The organism is Streptomyces sp. JLYT201, from assembly GCF_059448825.1.
Map to the genome: position 1 here is coordinate 2,640,746 of NZ_CM182551.1, position 19,848 is coordinate 2,660,593.

Genomic DNA, 19,848 nt, shown 5'->3' on the forward strand with positions numbered 1-19,848 from the left:
ACCATGAGCGAGCGGGCCGCCCCCTTCTACTGCCCCTACTGCGGCGACGAGGACCTGCGTCCAAGTGAGCAGGGCCATGGCGCATGGGAATGCGCGGCGTGCAACCGTGCCTTCCAGCTGAAGTTCCTCGGGCTGCTCGCCCGTGGGCTTCGGCGCGACGACGGCGGAGAGGCAGCGATATGACGACCATTCAGCAGGTGCCGGCCGACACCCCGGCCGACGCGTTGAAGGCGCTCGCCGAGCAGGCCGGGCGCGACCTGGAGGACGCCTCCGCCCTGGAGGTCCTCACCTGGGCGGCCGGCACCTTCGGCGCCCGCTTCTGCGTGACCTCGTCGATGGAGGACGCGGTGGTCGCCCACCTCGCCTCCCGCGCGCGCCCCGGCGTGGACGTGGTGTTCCTCGACACCGGCTACCACTTCCCGGAGACCATCGGCACCCGCGACGCCGTCGAGGCCGTGATGGACGTCAACGTCCTCACCCTGACGCCGGTCCAGACCGTGGCCGAGCAGGACGCCGAGTACGGCCCGCGGCTGCACGACCGCGACCCCGACCTGTGCTGCGCGCTGCGCAAGGTCAAGCCCCTGGAGGACGGTCTGACGCCCTATCTGGCGTGGGCCACGGGGCTGCGCCGCGACGAGTCGCCGAGCCGCGCGCACACGCCCGTCGTCGGCTGGGACGACCGGCGCCGCAAGGTGAAGGTCTCCCCCATCGCCCGCTGGACGCAGGACGACGTGGACGCCTACGTCGCCGAGCACGGCGTGCTGACCAACCCGCTGCTCATGGACGGCTACGGCTCCGTGGGCTGCGCCCCGTGCACCCGGCGCCTCCTCGACGGCGAGGACGCGCGCGCGGGCCGCTGGGCCGGGCGGGCCAAGACCGAATGCGGGCTGCACGGATGACCGCCCCCCGACCCGTCCAGGAGACCGACGTGACCGGAGCCACCGTCTGGCTCACCGGCCTGCCGAGCGCGGGCAAGACCACCATCGCCTACGAGCTGGCGCGCACCCTGCGCGAGCGGGGCCGCGCGGTGGAGGTGCTCGACGGCGACGAGATCCGCGAGTTCCTCTCGGCGGGCCTCGGCTTCAGCCGCGCGGACCGCGACACCAACGTGCAGCGCATCGGGTTCGTCGCCGAGCTGCTCGCCCGCAACGGCGTGCTCGCGCTCGTCCCCGTGATCGCCCCGTTCGCGGACAGCCGCGAGGCGGTGCGCAAGCGCCACCAGGCGGGCGGCACCGCCTACTTGGAGGTGCACGTCGCCACGCCCGTGGAGGTGTGTTCCGTCCGCGACGTGAAGGGCCTGTACGCCAAGCAGGCCGCGGGCGAGCTGTCCGGGCTCACCGGCGTCGACGACCCGTACGAGGAGCCCGAGTCGCCCGACCTCCGCGTGGAGTCCCAGGACCAGACGGTCCAGCAGTCCGCGGCGGCCGTCCTGGAGCTCCTGACGGAGCGGGGTGTCGTATGAGCGCGCCGACGACGGCCGCCCGGCCGCTGCCGACGACGCCCGCACCCGTGCGCCGCGCGGGCGCAGAAGCCGACGAGAGGGTCACCGCATGACGACCGCCGCCGCCGCGACCGAGGACGCGTCGCAGCCCGAGCGGGCCCCGGCCGCCCAGGAGGCCGAGGGGCCCTACGCGCTCAGCCACCTGGACGCCCTGGAGTCCGAGGCCGTCCACATCTTCCGTGAGGTGGCGGGCGAGTTCGAGCGGCCGGTGATCCTGTTCTCCGGCGGCAAGGACTCCATCGTCATGCTGCATCTGGCGCTGAAGGCCTTCGCCCCGGCCGCGGTGCCCTTCTCGCTGCTCCACGTGGACACCGGGCACAACTTCCCCGAGGTCATCGAGTACCGCGACCGCGTGGTCGCCGCGCACCGGCTCCGGTTGCACGTGGCGTCCGTGCAGGACTACCTCGACCGCGGCGTGCTCAAGGAGCGCCCCGACGGCACCCGCAACCCGCTCCAGACGCTGCCGCTGACGGAGAAGATCGCCGCCGAGCGCTTCGACGCGGTCTTCGGCGGCGGCCGCCGCGACGAGGAGAAGGCCCGCGCCAAGGAGCGGGTGTTCTCGCTGCGGGACGAGTTCTCGCAGTGGGACCCGCGCCGCCAGCGGCCCGAGCTGTGGCAGCTCTACAACGGCCGGCACGCCCCGGGCGAGCACGTGCGCGTCTTCCCGCTGTCCAACTGGACCGAGCTGGACGTGTGGCAGTACATCGCCCGCGAGGGGATCGAGCTGCCCGAGATCTACTTCGCCCACGAGCGCCCGGTGTTCCTGCGCGGCGGCATGTGGCTGACCGCCGGGGACTGGGGCGGCCCCAAGGACGGCGAGGCCGTGGAGACCCGCCGGGTCCGGTACCGCACCGTCGGCGACATGTCCTGCACCGGGGCCGTCGACTCCGACGCGAGCACCCTGGAGGCCGTCATCGCCGAGATCGCGGCGTCCCGGCTCACCGAGCGCGGCGCGACCCGGGCCGACGACAAGCTCTCCGAGGCCGCGATGGAAGACCGCAAGCGCGAAGGGTACTTCTAACCATGACCAGCACCGCCGCGGAACAGCCCGCCGGGCTCTTCGCCACCACCCTGCTGCGCTTCGCCACCGCGGGCTCCGTCGACGACGGCAAGTCCACGCTGGTCGGCCGCCTCCTGCACGACTCCAAGTCGGTCCTCGCCGACCAGCTGGAGGCCGTCGAGCACGCCTCGCGCAGCCGCGGCGCCGAGGGGCCCGACCTGGCGCTGCTCACCGACGGCCTGCGGGCCGAGCGCGAGCAGGGCATCACCATCGACGTGGCGTACCGCTACTTCGCGACCCCGCGCCGCCGGTTCATCCTGGCCGACACGCCGGGCCACGTGCAGTACACCCGCAACATGGTCACCGGCGCCTCCACCGCCGACCTCGCCGTGGTCCTGGTCGACGCGCGCAACGGCGTGATCGAGCAGACCCGCCGCCACGCCGCGGTGGCCGCGCTCCTGCGCGTGCCGCACGTGGTGCTCGCGGTGAACAAGATGGACCTCGTCGCGTACGCGGAGCCCGTCTTCGCGAAGATCGCCGAGGAGTTCACCGCGTACGCCACGGAGCTGGGCGTCCCGGAGGTCACCGCGATCCCGATCTCGGCGCTCGCCGGGGACAACGTGGTGGAGCCGTCCGCGGCCATGGACTGGTACGACGGCCCGACCGTCCTGGAGCACCTGGAGACCGTGCCGGTCAGCCACGACCTGACGGGCTGCCACGCGCGCCTGCCGGTGCAGTACGTGATCCGGCCGCAGACCGCCGAGCACCCCGACTACCGCGGCTACGCGGGGCAGATCGCCGCGGGCACGTTCCGCGTCGGCGACGAGGTGACGGTGCTGCCGTCGGGGCACACCACGAAGGTCGCGGGCATCGATCTGCTGGGCAGGCCGGTGGACGTGGCGTGGACGCCGCAGTCCGTGACCGTGCTCCTGGAGGACGACCTCGACATCTCACGTGGTGACATGATCGTCCCGAGTACTGATACGCCGACGCCCACCCAGGACATCGCCGCCACCGTCTGCCACGTCGCCGACGCGCCCCTGCGCGTGGGCCAGCGGGTGCTGCTCAAGCACACCACCCGCACGGTCAAGGCGATCGTGAAGCAGATCCCGTCCCGGCTCACCCTGGACGACCTGTCGCAGCACCCGAACCCGGGGCTCCTCGCCGCCAACGACATCGGCCGCGTCCTGGTGCGCACCGCCGAGCCGCTCGCACTCGACGCGTACGCCGACTCGCGCCGCACCGGCTCCTTCCTCCTGATCGACCCGGCGGACGGCACGACGCTCGCCGCCGGGATGGCGGGCGAGGCCTTCGCCAAGGCCGAGGCGCCCGCGTCGGCCACGGACGACGAAGAAGGGTGGGATTTCTGACCGTGTCCTCTCCCGATGTCTTCTCGACCTTCGCGAAGGAGGGCGGCCGCGTGGGCAGCGGCGCCCTCGGCGCGGGGTCCGGCGGCGTCACGCGATGTGTGCGATGACGTACGCGCACCGCTCGCGCGCCCTCACCCCCCGCCGTCCCTTCGCACGCAGACGAAGATCCGCCGACATCCACCCGGCCGCACCCTGAACCGTGCTTCCGCCGGGCCAACGAGAGGAACCCCTCCCGTGCCAGCCATCCGCACCTCCGGTCCCCTTTCTCCCCGCGCCCCCCGCCCGGCCCGCGCGCGCCGCTCCGGCCGTCTGGCCGCCGTCGCCGCCCTCCCCCTGCTCGCGCTCACGCTCTCCGCCTGCGGATACGGCTCGGACTCCGACAAGGACGACGACGGCAAGGCGAAGATCGCCGCCGACGCGAAGAAGATCGAGGGGCTGGCCGAGGTGAAGATCGGCTACTTCCCGAACCTCACCCACGGCACGGCGCTCGTCGGCGACCACGAGGGCCTGTTCCAGAAGGAGCTGGGCGCCACCAAGGCGTCGTACTCCCAGTTCAACGCGGGTCCCTCGGAGATCGAGGCGCTCAACTCCAAGTCCATCGACATCGGCTGGATCGGCCCGTCGCCCGCCATCAACGGCTACACCAAGTCCAACGGCGAGAACCTGCGCATCATCGGCGGTTCGGCGTCCGGCGGCGTGAAGCTCGTGGTGAACCCCAAGAAGATCAAGTCCCTGGACGACGTCAAGGGCAAGAAGATCGCCACCCCGCAGCTCGGCAACACCCAGGACGTGGCCTTCCTCAACTGGGTCAAGGAGAAGGGCTGGAAGGTCGACGCCCAGAGCGGCAAGGGCGACGTCTCCGTGGTCCGCACCGACAACAAGATCACCCCGGACGCCTACAAGTCCGGCTCCGTCGACGGCGCCTGGGTGCCGGAGCCGACCGCGTCCAAGCTGGTGGCCGAGGGCGCGAAGGTGCTGCTCGACGAGGCCGACCTGTGGCCCGACAAGAAGTTCGTGATCACGAACGTCATCGTGCGCCAGCAGTTCCTCAAGGACCACCCGAAGGTCGTCGAGGCCGTGCTGCGGGGCGCGGTGAAGGCGAACCAGTTCATCAAGGACAACCCGGCCAAGGCCAAGGCCGCCGCCAACGCCAAGCTGAAGCAGCACTCCGGCAAGGAACTGCCCGCGGAGGTCCTCGACCCGGCCTGGAAGTCGATCCAGTTCACCAACGACCCGCTGGCGGCGACGCTCGACACCGAGGCCGAGCACGCCGTGAAGGCGGGCCTCCTGGAACAGCCCGACCTCAAGGGCATCTACGACCTGGGCCCGCTCAACAAGGTCCTGAAGGCGGCGGGCGAACCCGCGGTCGACGACGCCGGCCTCGGCGTCAAGTAACCCGACATCGCCCACAGTTCAGGTTCTCAGGAGGTGACGACCATGGGCACGACGCTGGCCAAGGCACCGCGGGGCGCCGCACGGGCCTCGCACACCACGGACGCGGGCGGGGTCGCCGCGCGCATCGAGCACGTCTCGAAGTCCTTCGCCACACCGGCGGGGCAGCAGCTCGTCCTGGACGACATCACGCTGGACGTCGGCCAGGGCGAGTTCGTCACCCTCCTGGGGGCCTCGGGCTGCGGGAAGTCGACGCTGCTCAACCTCGTGGCCGGGCTCGACCGGCCGAGCGCGGGCAGCATCGGCACCGACGGCCGCCCGGCCCTGATGTTCCAGGAGCACGCCCTGTTCCCGTGGCTGACCGCGGGCAAGAACATCGAGCTGGCCCTGAAGCTGAGCGGCCTCGCCAAGGCCGAACGCCGGTCCAGGGCGGAGGAGTTGCTGGCGCTCGTCCGGCTCCAGGGCGCGTACGGCAAGCGCGTGCACGAGCTGTCCGGCGGCATGCGCCAGCGGGTCGCCCTTGCCCGCGCGCTCGCCCAGGACAGCAAGCTGCTCCTCATGGACGAGCCGTTCGCGGCGCTCGACGCCATCACCCGGGACGTGCTGCACGACGAGCTGACCCGGATCTGGCGCGAGACCGGCGTCTCGGTCCTGTTCGTCACCCACAACGTCCGCGAGGCGGTGCGGCTCGCCCAGCGCGTGGTCCTGCTGTCCTCGCGGCCGGGCCGGGTGGCGCGCGAGTGGACCGTCGGCATCGAGCAGCCGCGCCGCATCGACGACACGGCCGTGGCCGAGCTGTCCGTCGAGATCACCGAAGAACTGCGTGGGGAGATCCGCCGCCATGGGCAGCACTGACACGACGACCCCCGCGCCACCCCAGGGCGACGGGCGGGACACCCACGACCTGGCGGGCCTGGAGGCGGGCCTCGACGCCCTGGACACCGTCCAGACGCGGCGCGCCCCGCTGCGCGAGACGCTGGTGCAGAAGGTCCTGCCGCCGGTCACGGCGGTCCTGCTCGTCCTCGTGGTCTGGCAGCTCCTCGTCTGGGCGGAGGTGACCGACAGCTACAAGCTGCCCTCGCCGGACGCGGTGTGGCATGAGGTCGAGCTCGCCTGGCAGCAGGGCACCCTGCTCGACTACATCTGGACGTCCGTCTCGCGCGGCATGTTCGGCTTCCTCATGGCGCTGGTCATCGGCACGCCGCTCGGTCTGCTCGTGGCACGTGTCCGCTTCGTCCGGGCGGCCATCGGGCCCGTCCTGTCCGGGCTCCAGTCGCTGCCGTCCGTGGCGTGGGTGCCCCCGGCGGTGATCTGGCTCGGCCTCAACGACAAGATGATGTACGCGGTGATCCTGCTCGGCGCCGTGCCGTCGATCGCCAACGGCCTGGTCGCGGGCGTGGACCAGGTGCCGCCGCTGTTCCTGCGGGCGGGCCGCACGCTCGGCGCCACCGGGCTCCGCGGGACCTGGCACATCGTCATGCCCGCCGCGCTGCCCGGGTATCTGGCGGGCCTGAAGCAGGGCTGGGCGTTCTCCTGGCGGTCGCTGATGGCCGCCGAGATCATCGCGCAGTCGCCGGACCTCGGGATGGGGCTCGGCCAGCTCCTGGAGGCGGGCCGCACCAACAGCAGCATGTCGCAGGTCTTCCTCGCCATCCTGCTGATCCTGATCGTCGGCATCGCCATCGACCTGCTGATCTTCAGCCCGCTGGAGCGGTGGGTCCTGCGCAGCCGCGGCCTGTTGGTGAAGTGATCACGATGCACACCGCCGCCTCCCCCGCACTCCTGGTCATCGCCCACGGCAGCCGCGACCCACGGCACGCCGCGACGGTGCGCGCGCTGGTGCGCCGCGTGCGGGCGCTGCGCCCGGAGCTGCGGGTGGAGGTCGGCTTCCTCGACTTCGACGCCCCCGCCGTGCCGGACGTCCTCGCGGCCCTGGCCGCCGCCGGCGTGCGCGACGTCGTCGCCCAGCCGCTCCTGCTGACCCGCGCCTTCCACGCGAAGGCCGACATCCCCGCCGTGCTCCGCGCGGCCCCGGCCGGGATGCGGGTGCGGCAGGCGGGGGTGCTCGGCCCCTCGCCGCTGCTGCTCGCCGCGCTCGAACAGCGGCTGTACGAGGCGGGGCTCGACCCCGCCGACAAGGCCACGACCGGGGTGGTCCTCGCCTCGGCGGGCTCCACGGACCCGGAGGCGATCGCAGTGATCGCTGACATCGCGCGGGAGTGGCGGCGTACCGGTTGGTGCGCCGTGCGGCCTGCGTTCGCCTCCGCGGCGCTGCCCCCCACCGGGCAGGCCGTGCACCTCCTGCGGGGCGTGCCCGGGGTGCGGCGGGTGGCCGTCGCTCCCTATGTACTGGCTCCCGGGTTCCTGCCCGACCGGATCGCTCGCGGGGCCGCCGAGGCCGATGTTCTCGGCGGGGTTCTGGGGGATTCGCCGTTCGTCGCCCGGGTGCTGCTCGAACGGTTCGACGCGTGCCGTCGCTTCGCGACGGATCTCGCCCACCCGTCCGCCCGGGCGGACCACGTCGCAGCAGGGCTGCTGGACCTGCCCGCCGTCGGCTAGGGGCCTCTCCGATCGGCCGGCGGCCCCTCAGCCGAAGTCGAGCCCGCCCGTCCGCGTCCGCTTCAGTTCGAACAGGTCCGGGTGGCCCGCCAGGACGCGGAAGCTGTCGAAGAGGCGGGCCGCCTCCTCGCCGCGCGGTATCGCGCGCAGCACCGGGCCGAACCAGACCGTGCCGTCGACGTGGACCGTGGGCGTGCCGACGTAGGCGCCGGACTCCGGCTCCTTGCCCGCGTCGTGGCTGCGCCGCAGGGCCTCGTCGTACTCCGTGCGGGACGCGGCCCCGCCGAGCTCCGCCGGGAGGCCGACCTCGGCGAGGGCCTCGCGCACGACCGCGCGGAAGTCCTCGTTCCGCCGCTCGTGGATACGGGTGCCGAGGGCCGTGTACAGGTCACGCAGCACCTCCTCGCCGTGCCCCTCGGCGGCGGCCGCCACGACGCGGACGACGCCGAGCGACTTGTCGACGAGCTCCCGGTACCAGCCGGGCAGGTCGTTGCCCACGTTGTGCAGGTACAGGCTCATCACGTGGAAGCGCAGGTCCAGGTCGCGGTGGCGCTCGACCTCCAGGAGCCAGCGGGAGGTGATCCACGCGAAGGGGCAGGCCGGGTCGAAGTAGAAGTCGATGCGGGTCGCCGTGGCGGCGTCGGCGGTGGGTGTCGGGCGGGGCGCTGTGGTGGTCATGGCCGAAACACTAGCCAGGGGTGGCGCAGCGGAATGGTCCACTTTCCGTGGCTTTTCCTGGGCCAATCACGACCGGGCACAGCGGCCCGGCGGCCCGCCAAGCGCTTCGCTGGAATTGCCGCGATGGGCCGTTGATCGCCTGCGGGACCGTCGTGGCTGGTCGCGCCCGCGCGGCGGAGCCGCATATCGGCACAGCCCCGCGCCCCTTCGGGGCGCGCTCTCTGGACCTTGCCCCAAGGGCAGACCTCAGCCTGTCCGGCATGGACAGCGACTATCTGAACCACAGCCCGTACAGCACCCCCGGCCCCCACCTCGAAGCCCTGCTCGGCCCGGCCCCGCTGCCCCGCTCCCCCGAGGCCCTCGCCGCCCTGGTGCGGGGCGTCATGATGCACCGCGAGGAGCGGGAGACCTGCGGCTGGACGGTGCCCGACGAGCGGCTGCACGCGGACGCCGAGTCCCGGTACGTCACGGAGGTCCTGCGCATCCTGCGCGAGCGCGCCGACACCCCGCTCACCGAGGAGCGCGGGCCCGCGACGCGGTTCGTCGCCACCTGCCGGGACTTCGCGCTGCTGCTGTGCGCGCTGCTGCGCGAGACCGGCACCCCGGCACGGCTCAGGGGCGGCTACGGCACGTACTTCCAGGCGGGGTTCCACGACAACCACTGGGTGACGGAGTACTGGTGCGAGGGGCGCGGCTGGGTCCTCGCCGACCCGCAGGTGTACGGCGACCTGCACGCCACCCCGTTCGACCCGCTGGACGTGCCGCGCGACGCGTTCCTGGTCGCCGGGGACGCCTGGCGGGCGTGCCGGCAGGGGCGCGCGGACCCGGAGACCTTCGGCGTGTTCACCGTGCCGGAGATCAAGGGCCTCGGGCTCGTGCGCGCCGACGTGGTGGCCGACCTCGCCGCACTCGGCGGCGTGGAGCCGCTGCCGTGGGACGGCTGGGGGCTGATGGAGAAGGAGGAGGCGGAGGTCACGGCGGCGGACCTCGCGCTGCTCGACGCCGTCGCCGCCGTCACCTCGGCGGCCGGGCACGCCCCGGACCCGGGGCGGCCCGAGGCCGTGCGGCGGCTGCTCGCCGATCCGCGGCTCGCGGTGCCCGCCGAGGTCGTCTCGCACACGACCTACCTCGGCGTCCGCACCGTCACGCTGCCGCGCGCGGCGTGAGCGCCCGCCCCGTCAGCCCTGGCCGCCCGCCTCGGAGCGCGTGAACGGCGTGCCCTGGTGGAACCAGAGCAGCCAGCCGTCGCCCGTGCGCCGCCACAGCGAACTGCGGTGCGCCAGGCGGCCGTTGCTTTCGGTGTCGAAGGTCAGGTGCACCAGGTCGTCGGCGAGCTGCACGCCCCGCATGCGGGAGGTCGTGACGGGCCGGGCGCCGGGCTCGGGGCTCGCGGTGAGGACCCGGACGATCGACGCCCGGTCCCAGCGCGCGCCCGAGGCGCCGATCTCGGTGAACTCGGGGTGCAGCAGATCGCCGAACAGCTCGGGCGAGGCCCGCACCTCGGGGTCGAGCAGGCGCAGCTCGTTCTCGATGGCCGCCTCCACGGCGGGCGAGCGGTCGGTCATCGGCCGGCCCCCGGGGCCTCGGTCAGCTCCGCGAGCTTGGTGACGGTGTTCCAGTTGCGGGTGGTGGCCACGAGGCCCTTCGTGAGGGCGGGGCGCCCCAGGGCCTCGCCGAGCCGGGACCGGCCGAGTCCTTCGGGCACGTAGAGGTACAGGGCGCGCTCGCCGAGGCGGAACTCCTCCGGCAGGAAGCCCGCTTGGTCGAGCGCGGCGAAGCGGGCGGCGTCCACGGGCCCGGAGAAGTACGTGACGTGCAGCTGCTTGCCTTCGAGGTCGGCGGCGGGGAAGGGGCAGGCGTCGACCACCGCCCGCAGATACGCGTGGTCGCGCACCAGCAGGTCCACGTCGAAGCCGAACTCCTGCTCCAGGGCCGCCGCGAGCTCGGCCGCGAGGACGTCCTCGTCGCCGTGGTCCGCCGCGAACACCGCGTTCCCGCTCTGCAGGTACGTCCGTACGCCGGTGAGCCCGAGCCCTTCGAGGAGCGCGCGCAGCCGGGCCATCGGCACTTTCCTGCTGCCGCCCACGTTCACGCCGCGAAGGAGCGCCGCGTAGATCTTCGTCGCCATGCGCACACGATAAGGCGGCCGTCGCGCCCCGTGGGGGTGGGCACGACGGCCGCCGGTCCGAAGAGGGCCGCCGCCCCGCCGTGCGGCGGCGCGGCGGCCCGGACGGGACCTACTCGACGACCTTCAGGAGCTTGTTGGGCGTGCCCTCGCTCGGGTTGGAGATCTTGTCAGGCGTGGCACCGTCGGTCAGCGCCTTGGCGACGTCCGCGGGCTTGGCGTCGGGGTGCGCGGCCAGGTACAGGGCGGCGGCGCCGACGACGTGCGGGGTCGCCATGGACGTACCGGAGATCGTCTTGGTGGCGTCGTCACCGGTGTTCCAGTCGGAGGTGATGTCCGAGCCGGGGGCGTAGATGTCCACGGCGGAGCCGAAGTTGGAGAAGTCCGACTGCTGGTCGTCCTTCGTGGAGGAGGCGACGGTGATGGCCTCCTTGACGCGCGCCGGGGAGCCCTGGCTCGCGTCGCTCGACTCGTTGCCCGCGGCCACCGCGAAGGTGACGCCGGAGGCGATGGACTTGCGGACGGCCTCGTCCAGGGCCTCGTCGGCGCCGCCGCCGAGGCTCATGTTGGCGACGGAGGGGCCCTTGTGGTTCTTGGTGACCCAGTCGATGCCCGCGACGACCTGCTCGGTGGTGCCGGAGCCCCGGTCGTCCAGGACGCGCACCGCGACGATCTTCGCCTTCTTGGCGAGGCCGTGCGCCGAGCCCGCGATGGTGCCCGCGACGTGGGTGCCGTGGCCGTTGCCGTCGTCCGCGTTGTCGTCGTTGTCGACCGCGTCGAACCCGGAGACCGCGCGGCCGCCGAAGTCCTTGTGGCTGACGCGCACGCCGGTGTCGATGACGTACGCGGTCGCGCCCTCACCGGCCTGGTCCGGGTACGTGTACTTCTTGTCGCCCGCCGTGTCGGCCTGGTCGACCCGGTCCAGGCCCCACGACGGGGGGTTGTCCTGGGTGGCCTCGATGGAGAACTTCTTGTTCTGGACGACCTTGCCGACGGCCGGGTCGGCGGCCAGGCGCTTGGCCTCGGTCTCGCTCAGACCCGTGGCCGAGAAGCCGTTGACGGCCGAGGAGTAGGTGCGGCCGAGGTCGCCGCCGTACTGCTCGGCGAGGTCGGCCTTGGCGGCGTTGTCGGCCTTCTCGTCGAGCAGGACGATGTAGCTGCCGGCCACGGCGCCCTTGGCGTCGGTTCCGTACACCTTGCCCTCGGCGGGGGTCGAGGCACCGGCGAACGAGCCGGCGAAGACGGTCACGCCCACCGCGGTGGCGGCGGTGACTATCCCTGCGGTGAGCTTCATCGTGCGAGCGCGCTGGTGAACTGCCATGAAGAGGGGTCTCCTCGTGGGGTGTTGTGGGGGGATGTGGGGTTATCAAGCCTTCACTGCGACGCCCGGTTCGCTCCGAAAGAACTGAAGATCTCCGGGCGTTGGGACGAAACCCTGTCTGAATGACGCGCGCAGATCAATAGGTTCATGCGGCTGTGACTTGTTCAACAAGGTTCTGTAATAACAAATCGACCCACCCATGACACTTCGGGCACCCCGCCCCCTGTGCGCCCCCCCCTCTGCGCCCTGCCCCTCCCCCGAGCGGGCAGGACGCAGAAGTCCCTCGGCGGCGACGGCTAGGCCGCCGCGGACACCGGCTGCTCGAAGGAGTCGATCGTCCGGGTGAAGTCCCGGGTCGACAGGAGCAGCTTGTAGATGATGGCGAGTTCGAAGACGAGCAGCAGCGCGCCCGAGACGATGGTCGCCGGGATCACCGCGTCGAAGAGCGGCCCGAGGATGAAGACGCCCATCTGGAACTCGACCCCGCTCACCAGGTGCGTACGGATGCGGTGCCGCAACAGGAAGGACCGCGCCCGGAGATAGGCGGGGAACCGGTGCCGGAACTCCTGGTGGAGGTCGATGACTTGCTTGGCGGGGCGGACGGGCGCGGGCGCGTCGGCCTCGGCGGAGAGGCCCGCCCCCGCCGGTACGGCCGCCCGGCCCGCGAGCGCCTCCGGCTCCCCGGGGGCGCCCGCCCCGACGGCCTGGTCCCGCTCCACGTCCGCCTCGGGGTTCTCCCGCAGCAGGTCCTCCATGAACGCGAGCTCGGCCTGGTTCTCCGCCCGCCGCGCGGCCCGCACCCGTGCCTTGATCTGCTTGCGCATGGTGTAGCGGACCTTGAAGATCTCAAGGGAGTTGATGTACCGCAGGGTGTCGAGCCCGACCACGGCGAGGGCGAGCCAGACGTAGGTCACGTCCCCGGTGCGCTCGTACTGCCCGGCCATCAGGGCGACCCCGCACACCATCACGCGGATCCGGTCGAAGACGAAGTCGAGCCACGCCCCGAAGACCGAGCCCTGGCCGGTGAGCCGCGCGACCTTGCCGTCCATGCAGTCCAGGACGAAGCTCAGGTGGTAGATCACGGCGCCGAGGCACAGCCACGGCCAGTCACCGAAGGCGAAGCACGCCGCGGACCCGAGACCGAGCAGGAACGCGCCCCAGGTGATCTGGTTCGGCGTGATCCGGGTGCGCAGCGCGGTCTGGCGGACGAGCGGCGTGGCGACGGGGTCGACGAGCAGCACGGTCCACCAGGCGTCACGCTTCTTCTCGGTGATGCGGCGCACCTCGGCGAGGGGCGGTATCTCCCGTGGCTCCCGTCGCTCGGCCGTGGCGCGTCGCAGGGACTGTTGTGACATGGGTCAACTTCCTGGCGTTCGAATGAAGTTCACCTCACGCTAGGAAGCCGTTGCCCCAAGGAACAAGAAGTGGCTCATGCAACCTTTGCCGGGGGATAAGGGTCGAACCAGTGGGTCGGGTCCATGCATGTGCCAGGACGCGCGCGCGTTATCCGAGCGTTACCGAATGACCCAGCCGTTACCGAATGGCCTGACGGAGCGTTATGTCATGCCGTGTCAGGCCATGCCGAATCAAGCGCCGATCCCGGCCAACCAGGCCTGAAGCGCCACCAAACGGTCACGCCTCGACACCTCCCCTCTTCACGCTGTCGTCACGCCGCCCGCGCACGATCTCCTCCTCGATGAGATCGGCCGCCCGTCGCGTGCCGCCCTCCCCCGCCATCCCGGCGCGCACCTCGCTCAGCCTGCGCGCCACCTCCGGGTCGTCGACGAGCGCGAGCACCGCCTCGCGCAGCGTCCGCGCGTCGGCCTCCTCCCTCGGCACATGGCGGGCGACGCCGAGGCCCTGGAGCATGTCGGCGTTGCCGAACTGGTCGACGGCCTGCGGCACGGCGACCATCGGCGTCCCCGTCGCGAGGCCCTCCTGGCTGCCGCCCGCGCCCGCGTGCGTGATGAACGCGTCCGCCTTCCGCAGGACCGCGAGCTGCGGAACCCAGCGGCACACCTCGATGTTGGCCGGCACGTCGCCGAGTTCGCCCACGTCGACGTGCCTGCCTATCTGGAGCACCACATGCCACCCCGGCAGGTCGCCGAAGGCCTTGACGCACTCGCGGTAGAAGCCCGGCTGCTTGGTGAAGGACGAGCCGAGGGAGACCAGGAGCACCTTGTCCGCGTGCGCCGGGCGCTCCCAGTCGCCCTGCGCCGCACGGTCGCCCTGGCAGGCGCCGACGAAGGTGTGCACGCTCTCGTCGACGCGGTCGGCGTGCGGCTGGAGCGCCTTGGGGATCAGGACGAGCGAGCGGGGCGGGCGGCCGACGAAGGGGTCGGGGTGCTGGGTGACGCCGTTCTCCGCCAGCCAGTTCTCGAAGCGCTCGTAGTACGCCCGGCCGCGCTCGGTCCGCCGGGGCTCCGCCCACAGGGGCTCGGCAACCTCCTCCTCGTACCCCTCCCAGGCCACCAGGTTCGGCGAGAGCGAGACCTCGGGCACGCCCCAGCGGCGGGCGAGGACCCGGGCCGGATAGGAGGTGATGTCGTACAGGACGAGGTCCGGCTCGTCGCCCTCGTACGCCGCCGCCAGCTGCGGCAGGGCCTGGACGGCGTCGGCCAGGAACGGCTCCACGTTGTCGAGCAGGGTGTCGCCCCAGGCCTGGGGGTCGTCGTCCGCGCCGGGCAGGGTGGTGCGGTAGAGCACGGGCTCGGCGCCGGTCTCGGCGACCTTCTCCGCGAAGGCGTGCGGGATCGCGTACGTGACGCGGTGGCCGCGGGCCGCGAGCTCCCGGATCACTTCCAGGCTCGGGTTCACGTGCCCGTGGGCGGCGATGGAGAACATGGCGATGTGGGCACGCTTGCGTGGGGTCATGAGCCGACCATAAGCGAGACGATACGTCTCGTGCAATGCCTTTCGGGTGCTCTTCGCGAGCGCCCGCCCCAGACCCTCCGGACCGGGCGCTACTCGGCGAGCCCCTCGGCCCCCGCCCCCGGGCCGTCCTCCGCGCCCGCGTTGTACCGCAGCAGATACTCCGCGAACCGCTCCAGGTCCGGCCCGCTCCAGCCCGCGAGCCGCTCGCGGAAGGCGATCCGGCGGCTGTCCGTGACCTGAGCGAGCACCCCCTCCCCGCGTTCGGTCAGATGCAGCACGTGCACGCGGTGGTCGGCCGGGTCCTGGCGGCGCTCCACCAGGCCCGCCTTCTCCAGGGCCGCCACCTGCCTGCTGATGGTCGACTTGTCGAGGGTGTAGTGCGCGGCCAGGTCCGTGGCGCGACAGCCCTGCTGGTACTCGAGATGGCTCAGGAGGGTGAAGGAGACGAGCGAGAGCTCGGGGTGCATCCGCGCGGCGGTGGCGCGCGCACGCCGCGCGAACGCCGTCATCTCCCGCTGGATCGTCTCGATCGCGTCGTCCCGGTCGGCCACGGCCCCTCCGCCTCCTCGCGTCCACCTCGCCGGACCCCGGCCGCACCCGCGTCACGTGCCGCGTTTCCGCCCCGGCGCCAATGGTTGTACAGTACAACATGACGTAAGAGTTGTATATGCCAACTATCTCTGCCGACCCTCTGGAGCGATCCGCATGCAGGCGCCTGCCCGTGGCCCCCTGCGCCACGTCCTCGTCCATCTCCTGACCCCGCTGCTGATGTGTCTGGGCATGGGTCTGGCCTATATGAGCGCGTTCGTCACGCCCGAGCCGCACGACATGCCCGTCGCCGTCGTCGGCACGGACGCCCGCGCCCAGGCCTTCGCCCGGTCCGTCCAGGACAAGGCGGGCGACGCCCTCGACGTGCGGACGCTGGCCTCGCGCGCCCAGGCCGTCGACGCGCTCAGGTCCCTCGACATATCCGGCGCCTACGTCCCGGACGCCAGGACGCCCGAGCTGCTGGTGGCCTCCGCCGGATCCGACATGAGCGCGCTGGCCGCCGAGAAGGTCTTCACCCCCCTCGCCGCCGCCCAGGGCGCTCCCCTGAAGGTCACCAACGTGGCCCCGCCGGTCCCCGACGACCCCACGGGCCAGGGCCTGTTCTTCCTGCTCGTCGCGGTGAGCATCGGCTCGTACGCGTCCGTCGCCGCGCTCGGCGCCGCCGGCGGCGCCCTGCGGATGCGGGCGCGCGCGGGCCTCGCCGTCGGCGTCGCCCTCGCCGTGAGCCTGATCGGCACGGCCCTCGCCGGGCCGGTGTTCCACCTCGCGCACCACGGCCTGTGGGGCGTGTGGGCCATGTCCTGGCTCTACTCGGCGGGCATCCTGCTGATCGGCGTGGGCCTGCACACGTTCCTCAAGCGCTGGACGACGCTCGCGATGATGGTCCTCTTCGTGATGCTCAACTTCACCAGCTCCGGCGGGCTCTTCCGGCCCGAGCTGCAGAACGGCTTCTACGGCTCCCTGCACGCCTTCTGGAACGGTGCGGGCTTCGTCGAAGGCGTCCGCTCCCAGCTGTACTTCGGCGGCCACGGCCTCGGCGGACACGTGGGCACGCTGGTGGCCTGGCTCGCCGTGGGCGCGCTGCTCACGGCGGTGGCGGGGCTGGTCGAGCGCCGGCGGGCCGCGGTGACCGCCGCCCCGGCCCCCGCGACGGCCGCCGACCAGGAGGAGGAGATGGAGGAGTCGGTCGGCGTGTGAGGGCGCGGCGGGACTCCGGGGGCCGGTGGTCCTGCGGGGGGCCTGCCCGGAGGGACCGGTGGCCCCGCGGGCTCAGCGCTGATAGCGGCGCAGCACCAGGTTCCCGTCCTCGACCAGGCGTTTCCTCAGCTCGTCCAGGCCGATCGCGCCGCTGTAGTACTCCTGGAGCGCGGGCGTGGCGACCTTGTCCGACCACTCGGGGTAGCCGCGCACCGACTGCGCGGGGGCGGGGCGCAGATGCCGGGCCAGGGCCGTGCCCGTCGCCCAGTCGTTCTTCTCCGTGCGCAGGGCCGGGTCCTTGAGGGCCTCCTTGCCGGTGGGCAGCATCCAGTCGCCGCGCGCGAGCCGCACCATGTTGGCGGGGCGCAGGAAGAAGTCGATGAACGCGGCCGCCTCCTCCTTGTGCGGGCTGTCCTCGGCGACCGACAGGGTCTGCGGGCTCACGCCCTGCGCGAGCCCGTCCGCCCCCGCGGGCGCGGGCAGGACCTGCCAGTCGAAGCCCTTCGGCGCCTGCTGGACGATCTGCTGGCGGTACGAGAAGCCGAGCGGCACCATCGCGTACCTGCCGCCGAAGAAGCCGGGCAGCGTGTCCGAGCCGCCCATGCCGAGGGTGGCGCCGGACGCGCTGCCGTCCACGTTGACCTGGTCGTGGACCGTGCGCGGCACCACCGCGTCGGCGTCCTCGAAGCGGATCTCGGCCTTGCCGTCGGGGCGCCGGTGGAACAGCTTCCCGCCCGCCGAGAGCGACAGGTTGAGCGTGGCCGACACCGGCTCCTTCAGGGGCCAGGCCACGCCGTACTTTCCCTTCCCCGCGCCGAGCTCCCGCGTGACCGAGCGGAACTCCGGCCAGCTCCACGGCTTGTCGGGGGTCGGGATCCGGACCCCGGACTCCTTCAGCCACGTCGCGTTGGCGATGAGCACGCGCGGCTCCTGGAGGAACGGCACGCCGTACACCTTGCCGCCGAAGGTCGTCGTGTCCCAGCTCGCCCGGGGGACGTCGGCCCGCAGGCGGCGCGGCAGCAGCTTCCCGAGGTCGGCGAGGTAGCCGCCGTACGCGAAGTCCGCGAGGTCGTCGGAGGCGTCGTGGATGACGTCGGGGGCCTCGCCGCCCTCGAAGGAGGTGAGGAGCTGGTCGTGGACGCTCGTCCAGCTGCCCTGGACGTACTCGACCCTGACGTCGGGGTGGCGCGCGTTCCACTCCGCCACCAGTTCCTTGTTCGCCGCCACGGACTCCTGCTGCCAGGCGAGCGACTGGAAGCGCAGGGTGATCCGGCCGCCGGAGTCCTCGCCGTCGCCGGAGCACCCGGCGAGCAGCAGCACGAGCGCGGCGGCCGCGGCGGCGAGGACGCGTGCGCGCCGCATCAGCTCTTCACCGCCCCGGCGAGCATGCCGCCCGTGATCCGCTTCTGGATGAGCGCGAAGACGACGAGCGAGGGCAGCGTCGCGAGGAACGCGGCGGCGGCGAGCGGGCCGAGGTCGGCCACGCCCTCCGCGCCGATGAAGTGCGTGAGGACGACCGGCAACGTCTGTTTCTCCGGGGTCTTGAGCAGTACGAGCGCGAAGAAGAACTCGTTCCACGCCGTGATGAAGGCGAACAGGGCCGTCGCCCCGATGCCCGGCGCCAGCAGCGGCGCGGTCACCGACACGAGCGTGCGCAGGCGCCCCGCCCCGTCGACCGCCGCGGCCTCCTCCAGCTCCACCGGCACGGCCCGGACGTACCCGACGAGCATCCACAGCGCGAACGGCAGGGCCCACACCACATAGACCATGATCAGGCCCGGCAGCGAGTTGATCAGGTGCAGGTTCTTCAGGACGAGGAACAGCGGGATGATCACCAGGACGAACGGGAAGGCCTGGCTGACCACGACCCAGCCGGTCGCCGCCCGGGCGAGCAGCGTGCGGTGGCGCGCCATCACGTACGCCATCGGAGTGGCGATGACGACGGCGATCGCGGCGGCGCCGAGGGCGGCGATCAGCGAGTTGCCCGCGGCCTCCAGCAGCGGCTGCTCGTCGAAGGCCTGGCGGTAGTTGGCGAGGGTCGGGTCCTCGGGGATCCAGGTGGGGTGCAGACCGGCCAGCTCGCGGGCCGGTTTGAAGGACGTGGAGAGCAGCCAGAGGAACGGGAACACGAGGAAGACGAGGTAGGCGAGGAGCGCGAGGTACTGTCCGGCCCGCGCGGCCCCCTTCGGACGGGAGGTCATCGCTCGTCGGCTCCCCTCAGCCGGCCCACCAGATACACGGCGAGCAGCACCGAGATCACCGCGACCATGACACAGCCCATCGCCGCCGCGTAGCCGAACTGGCCGTAGCGGAACGCCTCCTCGTACGCGAACAGCATCGGGAGCCGGGTGCGTCCGCCGGGGCCGCCGTTGGTGAGCACGTAGACCAGGGCGAAGGAGTTGAAGTTCCAGATGAAGTTGAGCGCGGTGATGGAGAGCGCGATCGGCTTGAGGGCGGGCCAGGTGACGGTGGTGAAGCGGCGCCAGGCGCCCGCTCCGTCCATCGCGGCCGCCTCGTGCAGCTCGCGGGGCACGTTCTGGAGCCCGGCGAGCAGCGCCACCGTGGTCTGCGGCATGCCCGCCCAGACGCCGACGACGATGACGGCGGGCAACGCGGTGCCGAGGCCGGTCAGCCAGTCCCGTCCGTCGCCGAGGCCGAGGTCGCGCAGCGTCTCGTTGAGGATGCCCGCGTCCGGGTGGTAGACGAGCCGCCACATGATGCCGACGACGACCTCGGGCATCGCCCACGGGACGATCGCGAGCGAGCGGGCCAGCCAGCGGAAGCGCAGGTTCTGGTTGAGGAGCAGCGCGAGGCCGAGCGCGAGCAGGAACTGCGGCACCGTCACCCCGACCGCCCAGACCAGGCCGATGCGGAAGGAGTCCCAGAACAGCGTGTCGTGCCACAGGTCCTGGAAGTTGAGGAGCCCGATCCACTCGGTGGGCTCGGTGCGGCCCGACTGGGAGTCGGTGAAGGCGAGCGCGATGCCGTAGAGCAGCGGGCCGACGCTCAGCACCAGGATCGGGAGCAGCGCGGGCAGGACCAGGAACCAGGCCCCGTGGTCCACGGCCCTGCCGGGGCGAGGACCTCTGGAGCCTTTGCCGGACCGCGCCCGCGCGGTCGCCAACGTCACGGAATCGGCTCCTTCGGGCGGATGATGACGGTTTGGCCGACCCGGCGGCCTCCGTCATCGTGCTGACGCGGCCGGGCCACGTCAAGCGACCGCGCACGCCAGAAGTCGGGCTGGCCTGTACGAATGCGACACTTGCGCGGCGGCGGGCCCGG

Annotated in this window: 21 protein-coding genes; 11 read left to right on the forward strand and 10 right to left on the reverse strand. The window is 72.3% G+C overall.

All coding sequences use genetic code 11. The features are described 5' to 3' along the window. Nucleotides 1-3: 3 nt before the first annotated feature. The 9 genes from AC5WAM_RS10370 (at nucleotide 4) to AC5WAM_RS10410 (ending at nucleotide 7,822) form a co-directional block, all read left to right on the forward strand. Nucleotides 4-183, forward strand: a complete 180-nt coding sequence (locus tag AC5WAM_RS10370) for a hypothetical protein (RefSeq protein WP_366795147.1) — start codon at nucleotides 4-6, stop codon at nucleotides 181-183. Next, the gene (locus tag AC5WAM_RS10375; RefSeq protein WP_366795146.1) at nucleotides 180-899 is read left to right on the forward strand and encodes a phosphoadenylyl-sulfate reductase; all 720 of its coding nucleotides are present in this window, start codon (nucleotides 180-182) and stop codon (nucleotides 897-899) included. Before AC5WAM_RS10370 ends, AC5WAM_RS10375 begins: the two co-directional genes overlap by 4 nt. Beyond that, nucleotides 896-1,462, forward strand: a complete 567-nt coding sequence (gene cysC, locus AC5WAM_RS10380; protein ID WP_495522410.1) for an adenylyl-sulfate kinase — start codon at nucleotides 896-898, stop codon at nucleotides 1,460-1,462. The genes AC5WAM_RS10375 and cysC overlap by 4 nt, the downstream gene beginning before the upstream one ends. Nucleotides 1,463-1,550: 88 nt before the next feature. Beyond that, the gene (gene cysD / locus AC5WAM_RS10385; RefSeq protein ID WP_495522411.1) at nucleotides 1,551-2,522 is read left to right on the forward strand and encodes a sulfate adenylyltransferase subunit CysD; all 972 of its coding nucleotides are present in this window, start codon (nucleotides 1,551-1,553) and stop codon (nucleotides 2,520-2,522) included. A 2-nt stretch (nucleotides 2,523-2,524) separates the two neighbouring features. Next, nucleotides 2,525-3,871 (forward strand): sulfate adenylyltransferase subunit 1, encoded by a 1,347-nt coding sequence (locus tag AC5WAM_RS10390; protein WP_495522412.1) that lies wholly within the window; start codon nucleotides 2,525-2,527, stop codon nucleotides 3,869-3,871. 234 nt (nucleotides 3,872-4,105) lie between these two features. Beyond that, nucleotides 4,106-5,266 (forward strand): aliphatic sulfonate ABC transporter substrate-binding protein, encoded by a 1,161-nt coding sequence (locus AC5WAM_RS10395; protein ID WP_366795141.1) that lies wholly within the window; start codon nucleotides 4,106-4,108, stop codon nucleotides 5,264-5,266. A gap of 42 nt (nucleotides 5,267-5,308) precedes the next feature. Beyond that, complete coding sequence (locus AC5WAM_RS10400; RefSeq protein WP_495522413.1) at nucleotides 5,309-6,118, forward strand: ABC transporter ATP-binding protein; 810 nt, start codon at nucleotides 5,309-5,311, stop codon at nucleotides 6,116-6,118. Further along, nucleotides 6,105-7,013 carry an ABC transporter permease gene (locus AC5WAM_RS10405; protein ID WP_495522414.1) on the forward strand — a complete coding sequence of 303 codons (909 nt, stop codon included), beginning with the start codon at nucleotides 6,105-6,107 and terminating at the stop codon, nucleotides 7,011-7,013. Before AC5WAM_RS10400 ends, AC5WAM_RS10405 begins: the two co-directional genes overlap by 14 nt. A 5-nt stretch (nucleotides 7,014-7,018) precedes the next feature. After that, on the forward strand, nucleotides 7,019-7,822 hold the full coding sequence (locus AC5WAM_RS10410) for a sirohydrochlorin chelatase (RefSeq protein ID WP_495522415.1): 804 nt from the start codon (nucleotides 7,019-7,021) through the stop codon (nucleotides 7,820-7,822). A gap of 27 nt (nucleotides 7,823-7,849) precedes the next feature. Here the strand turns inward: AC5WAM_RS10410 and AC5WAM_RS10415 are convergent, their stop codons facing one another. Then, nucleotides 7,850-8,500, reverse strand: a complete 651-nt coding sequence (locus AC5WAM_RS10415) for a mycothiol-dependent nitroreductase Rv2466c family protein (RefSeq protein WP_366795137.1) — start codon at nucleotides 8,498-8,500, stop codon at nucleotides 7,850-7,852. 260 nt (nucleotides 8,501-8,760) lie between these two features. Between AC5WAM_RS10415 and AC5WAM_RS10420 the strand changes: the two genes are divergently transcribed. Beyond that, a complete protein-coding gene (locus AC5WAM_RS10420) occupies nucleotides 8,761-9,666 on the forward strand; it encodes a transglutaminase-like domain-containing protein (protein WP_495522416.1) in 906 nt (301 codons plus the stop codon). Nucleotides 9,667-9,678: 12 nt separating this feature from the next. Here AC5WAM_RS10420 and AC5WAM_RS10425 read toward each other — a convergent pair whose 3' ends face one another. The 6 genes from AC5WAM_RS10425 to AC5WAM_RS10450 form a co-directional block, all read right to left on the reverse strand. Beyond that, complete coding sequence (locus AC5WAM_RS10425; protein WP_366795135.1) at nucleotides 9,679-10,065, reverse strand: nuclear transport factor 2 family protein; 387 nt, start codon at nucleotides 10,063-10,065, stop codon at nucleotides 9,679-9,681. Next, a complete protein-coding gene (locus AC5WAM_RS10430) occupies nucleotides 10,062-10,628 on the reverse strand; it encodes a DUF1697 domain-containing protein (RefSeq protein WP_495522417.1) in 567 nt (188 codons plus the stop codon). The genes AC5WAM_RS10425 and AC5WAM_RS10430 overlap by 4 nt, the downstream gene beginning before the upstream one ends. Nucleotides 10,629-10,737: 109 nt before the next feature. After that, nucleotides 10,738-11,946 carry a S8 family peptidase gene (locus AC5WAM_RS10435; RefSeq protein ID WP_495522418.1) on the reverse strand — a complete coding sequence of 403 codons (1,209 nt, stop codon included), beginning with the start codon at nucleotides 11,944-11,946 and terminating at the stop codon, nucleotides 10,738-10,740. Between the two features lie 296 nt (nucleotides 11,947-12,242). Continuing rightward, nucleotides 12,243-13,301 carry a CDP-alcohol phosphatidyltransferase family protein gene (locus tag AC5WAM_RS10440; protein WP_495522419.1) on the reverse strand — a complete coding sequence of 353 codons (1,059 nt, stop codon included), beginning with the start codon at nucleotides 13,299-13,301 and terminating at the stop codon, nucleotides 12,243-12,245. Nucleotides 13,302-13,578: 277 nt separating this feature from the next. After that, on the reverse strand, nucleotides 13,579-14,820 hold the full coding sequence (gene mgt / locus AC5WAM_RS10445) for a macrolide-inactivating glycosyltransferase (protein ID WP_495522420.1): 1,242 nt from the start codon (nucleotides 14,818-14,820) through the stop codon (nucleotides 13,579-13,581). Nucleotides 14,821-14,909: 89 nt separating this feature from the next. Beyond that, complete coding sequence (locus tag AC5WAM_RS10450; RefSeq protein ID WP_366795130.1) at nucleotides 14,910-15,371, reverse strand: MarR family winged helix-turn-helix transcriptional regulator; 462 nt, start codon at nucleotides 15,369-15,371, stop codon at nucleotides 14,910-14,912. A 154-nt stretch (nucleotides 15,372-15,525) separates the two neighbouring features. Here AC5WAM_RS10450 and AC5WAM_RS10455 point away from each other — a divergent pair, with 154 nt between their 5' ends. Then, nucleotides 15,526-16,566, forward strand: coding sequence for a hypothetical protein (locus AC5WAM_RS10455; RefSeq protein ID WP_366795129.1), 1,041 nt, complete (start codon nucleotides 15,526-15,528; stop codon nucleotides 16,564-16,566). A 72-nt stretch (nucleotides 16,567-16,638) separates the two neighbouring features. Here AC5WAM_RS10455 and AC5WAM_RS10460 read toward each other — a convergent pair whose 3' ends face one another. Genes AC5WAM_RS10460 through AC5WAM_RS10470 form a run of 3 tightly spaced genes read right to left on the reverse strand, consistent with a single transcriptional unit; the run spans nucleotide 16,639 to nucleotide 19,696 of the window. Then, complete coding sequence (locus tag AC5WAM_RS10460) at nucleotides 16,639-17,928, reverse strand: ABC transporter substrate-binding protein (protein WP_495522421.1); 1,290 nt, start codon at nucleotides 17,926-17,928, stop codon at nucleotides 16,639-16,641. Beyond that, nucleotides 17,928-18,767: a carbohydrate ABC transporter permease gene (locus AC5WAM_RS10465; protein WP_366795127.1), complete on the reverse strand. Its 840-nt coding sequence runs from the start codon at nucleotides 18,765-18,767 to the stop codon at nucleotides 17,928-17,930. The genes AC5WAM_RS10460 and AC5WAM_RS10465 overlap by 1 nt, the downstream gene beginning before the upstream one ends. Then, the gene (locus AC5WAM_RS10470; protein ID WP_495522422.1) at nucleotides 18,764-19,696 is read right to left on the reverse strand and encodes a carbohydrate ABC transporter permease; all 933 of its coding nucleotides are present in this window, start codon (nucleotides 19,694-19,696) and stop codon (nucleotides 18,764-18,766) included. The genes AC5WAM_RS10465 and AC5WAM_RS10470 overlap by 4 nt, the downstream gene beginning before the upstream one ends. Nucleotides 19,697-19,848: the final 152 nt, after the last annotated feature.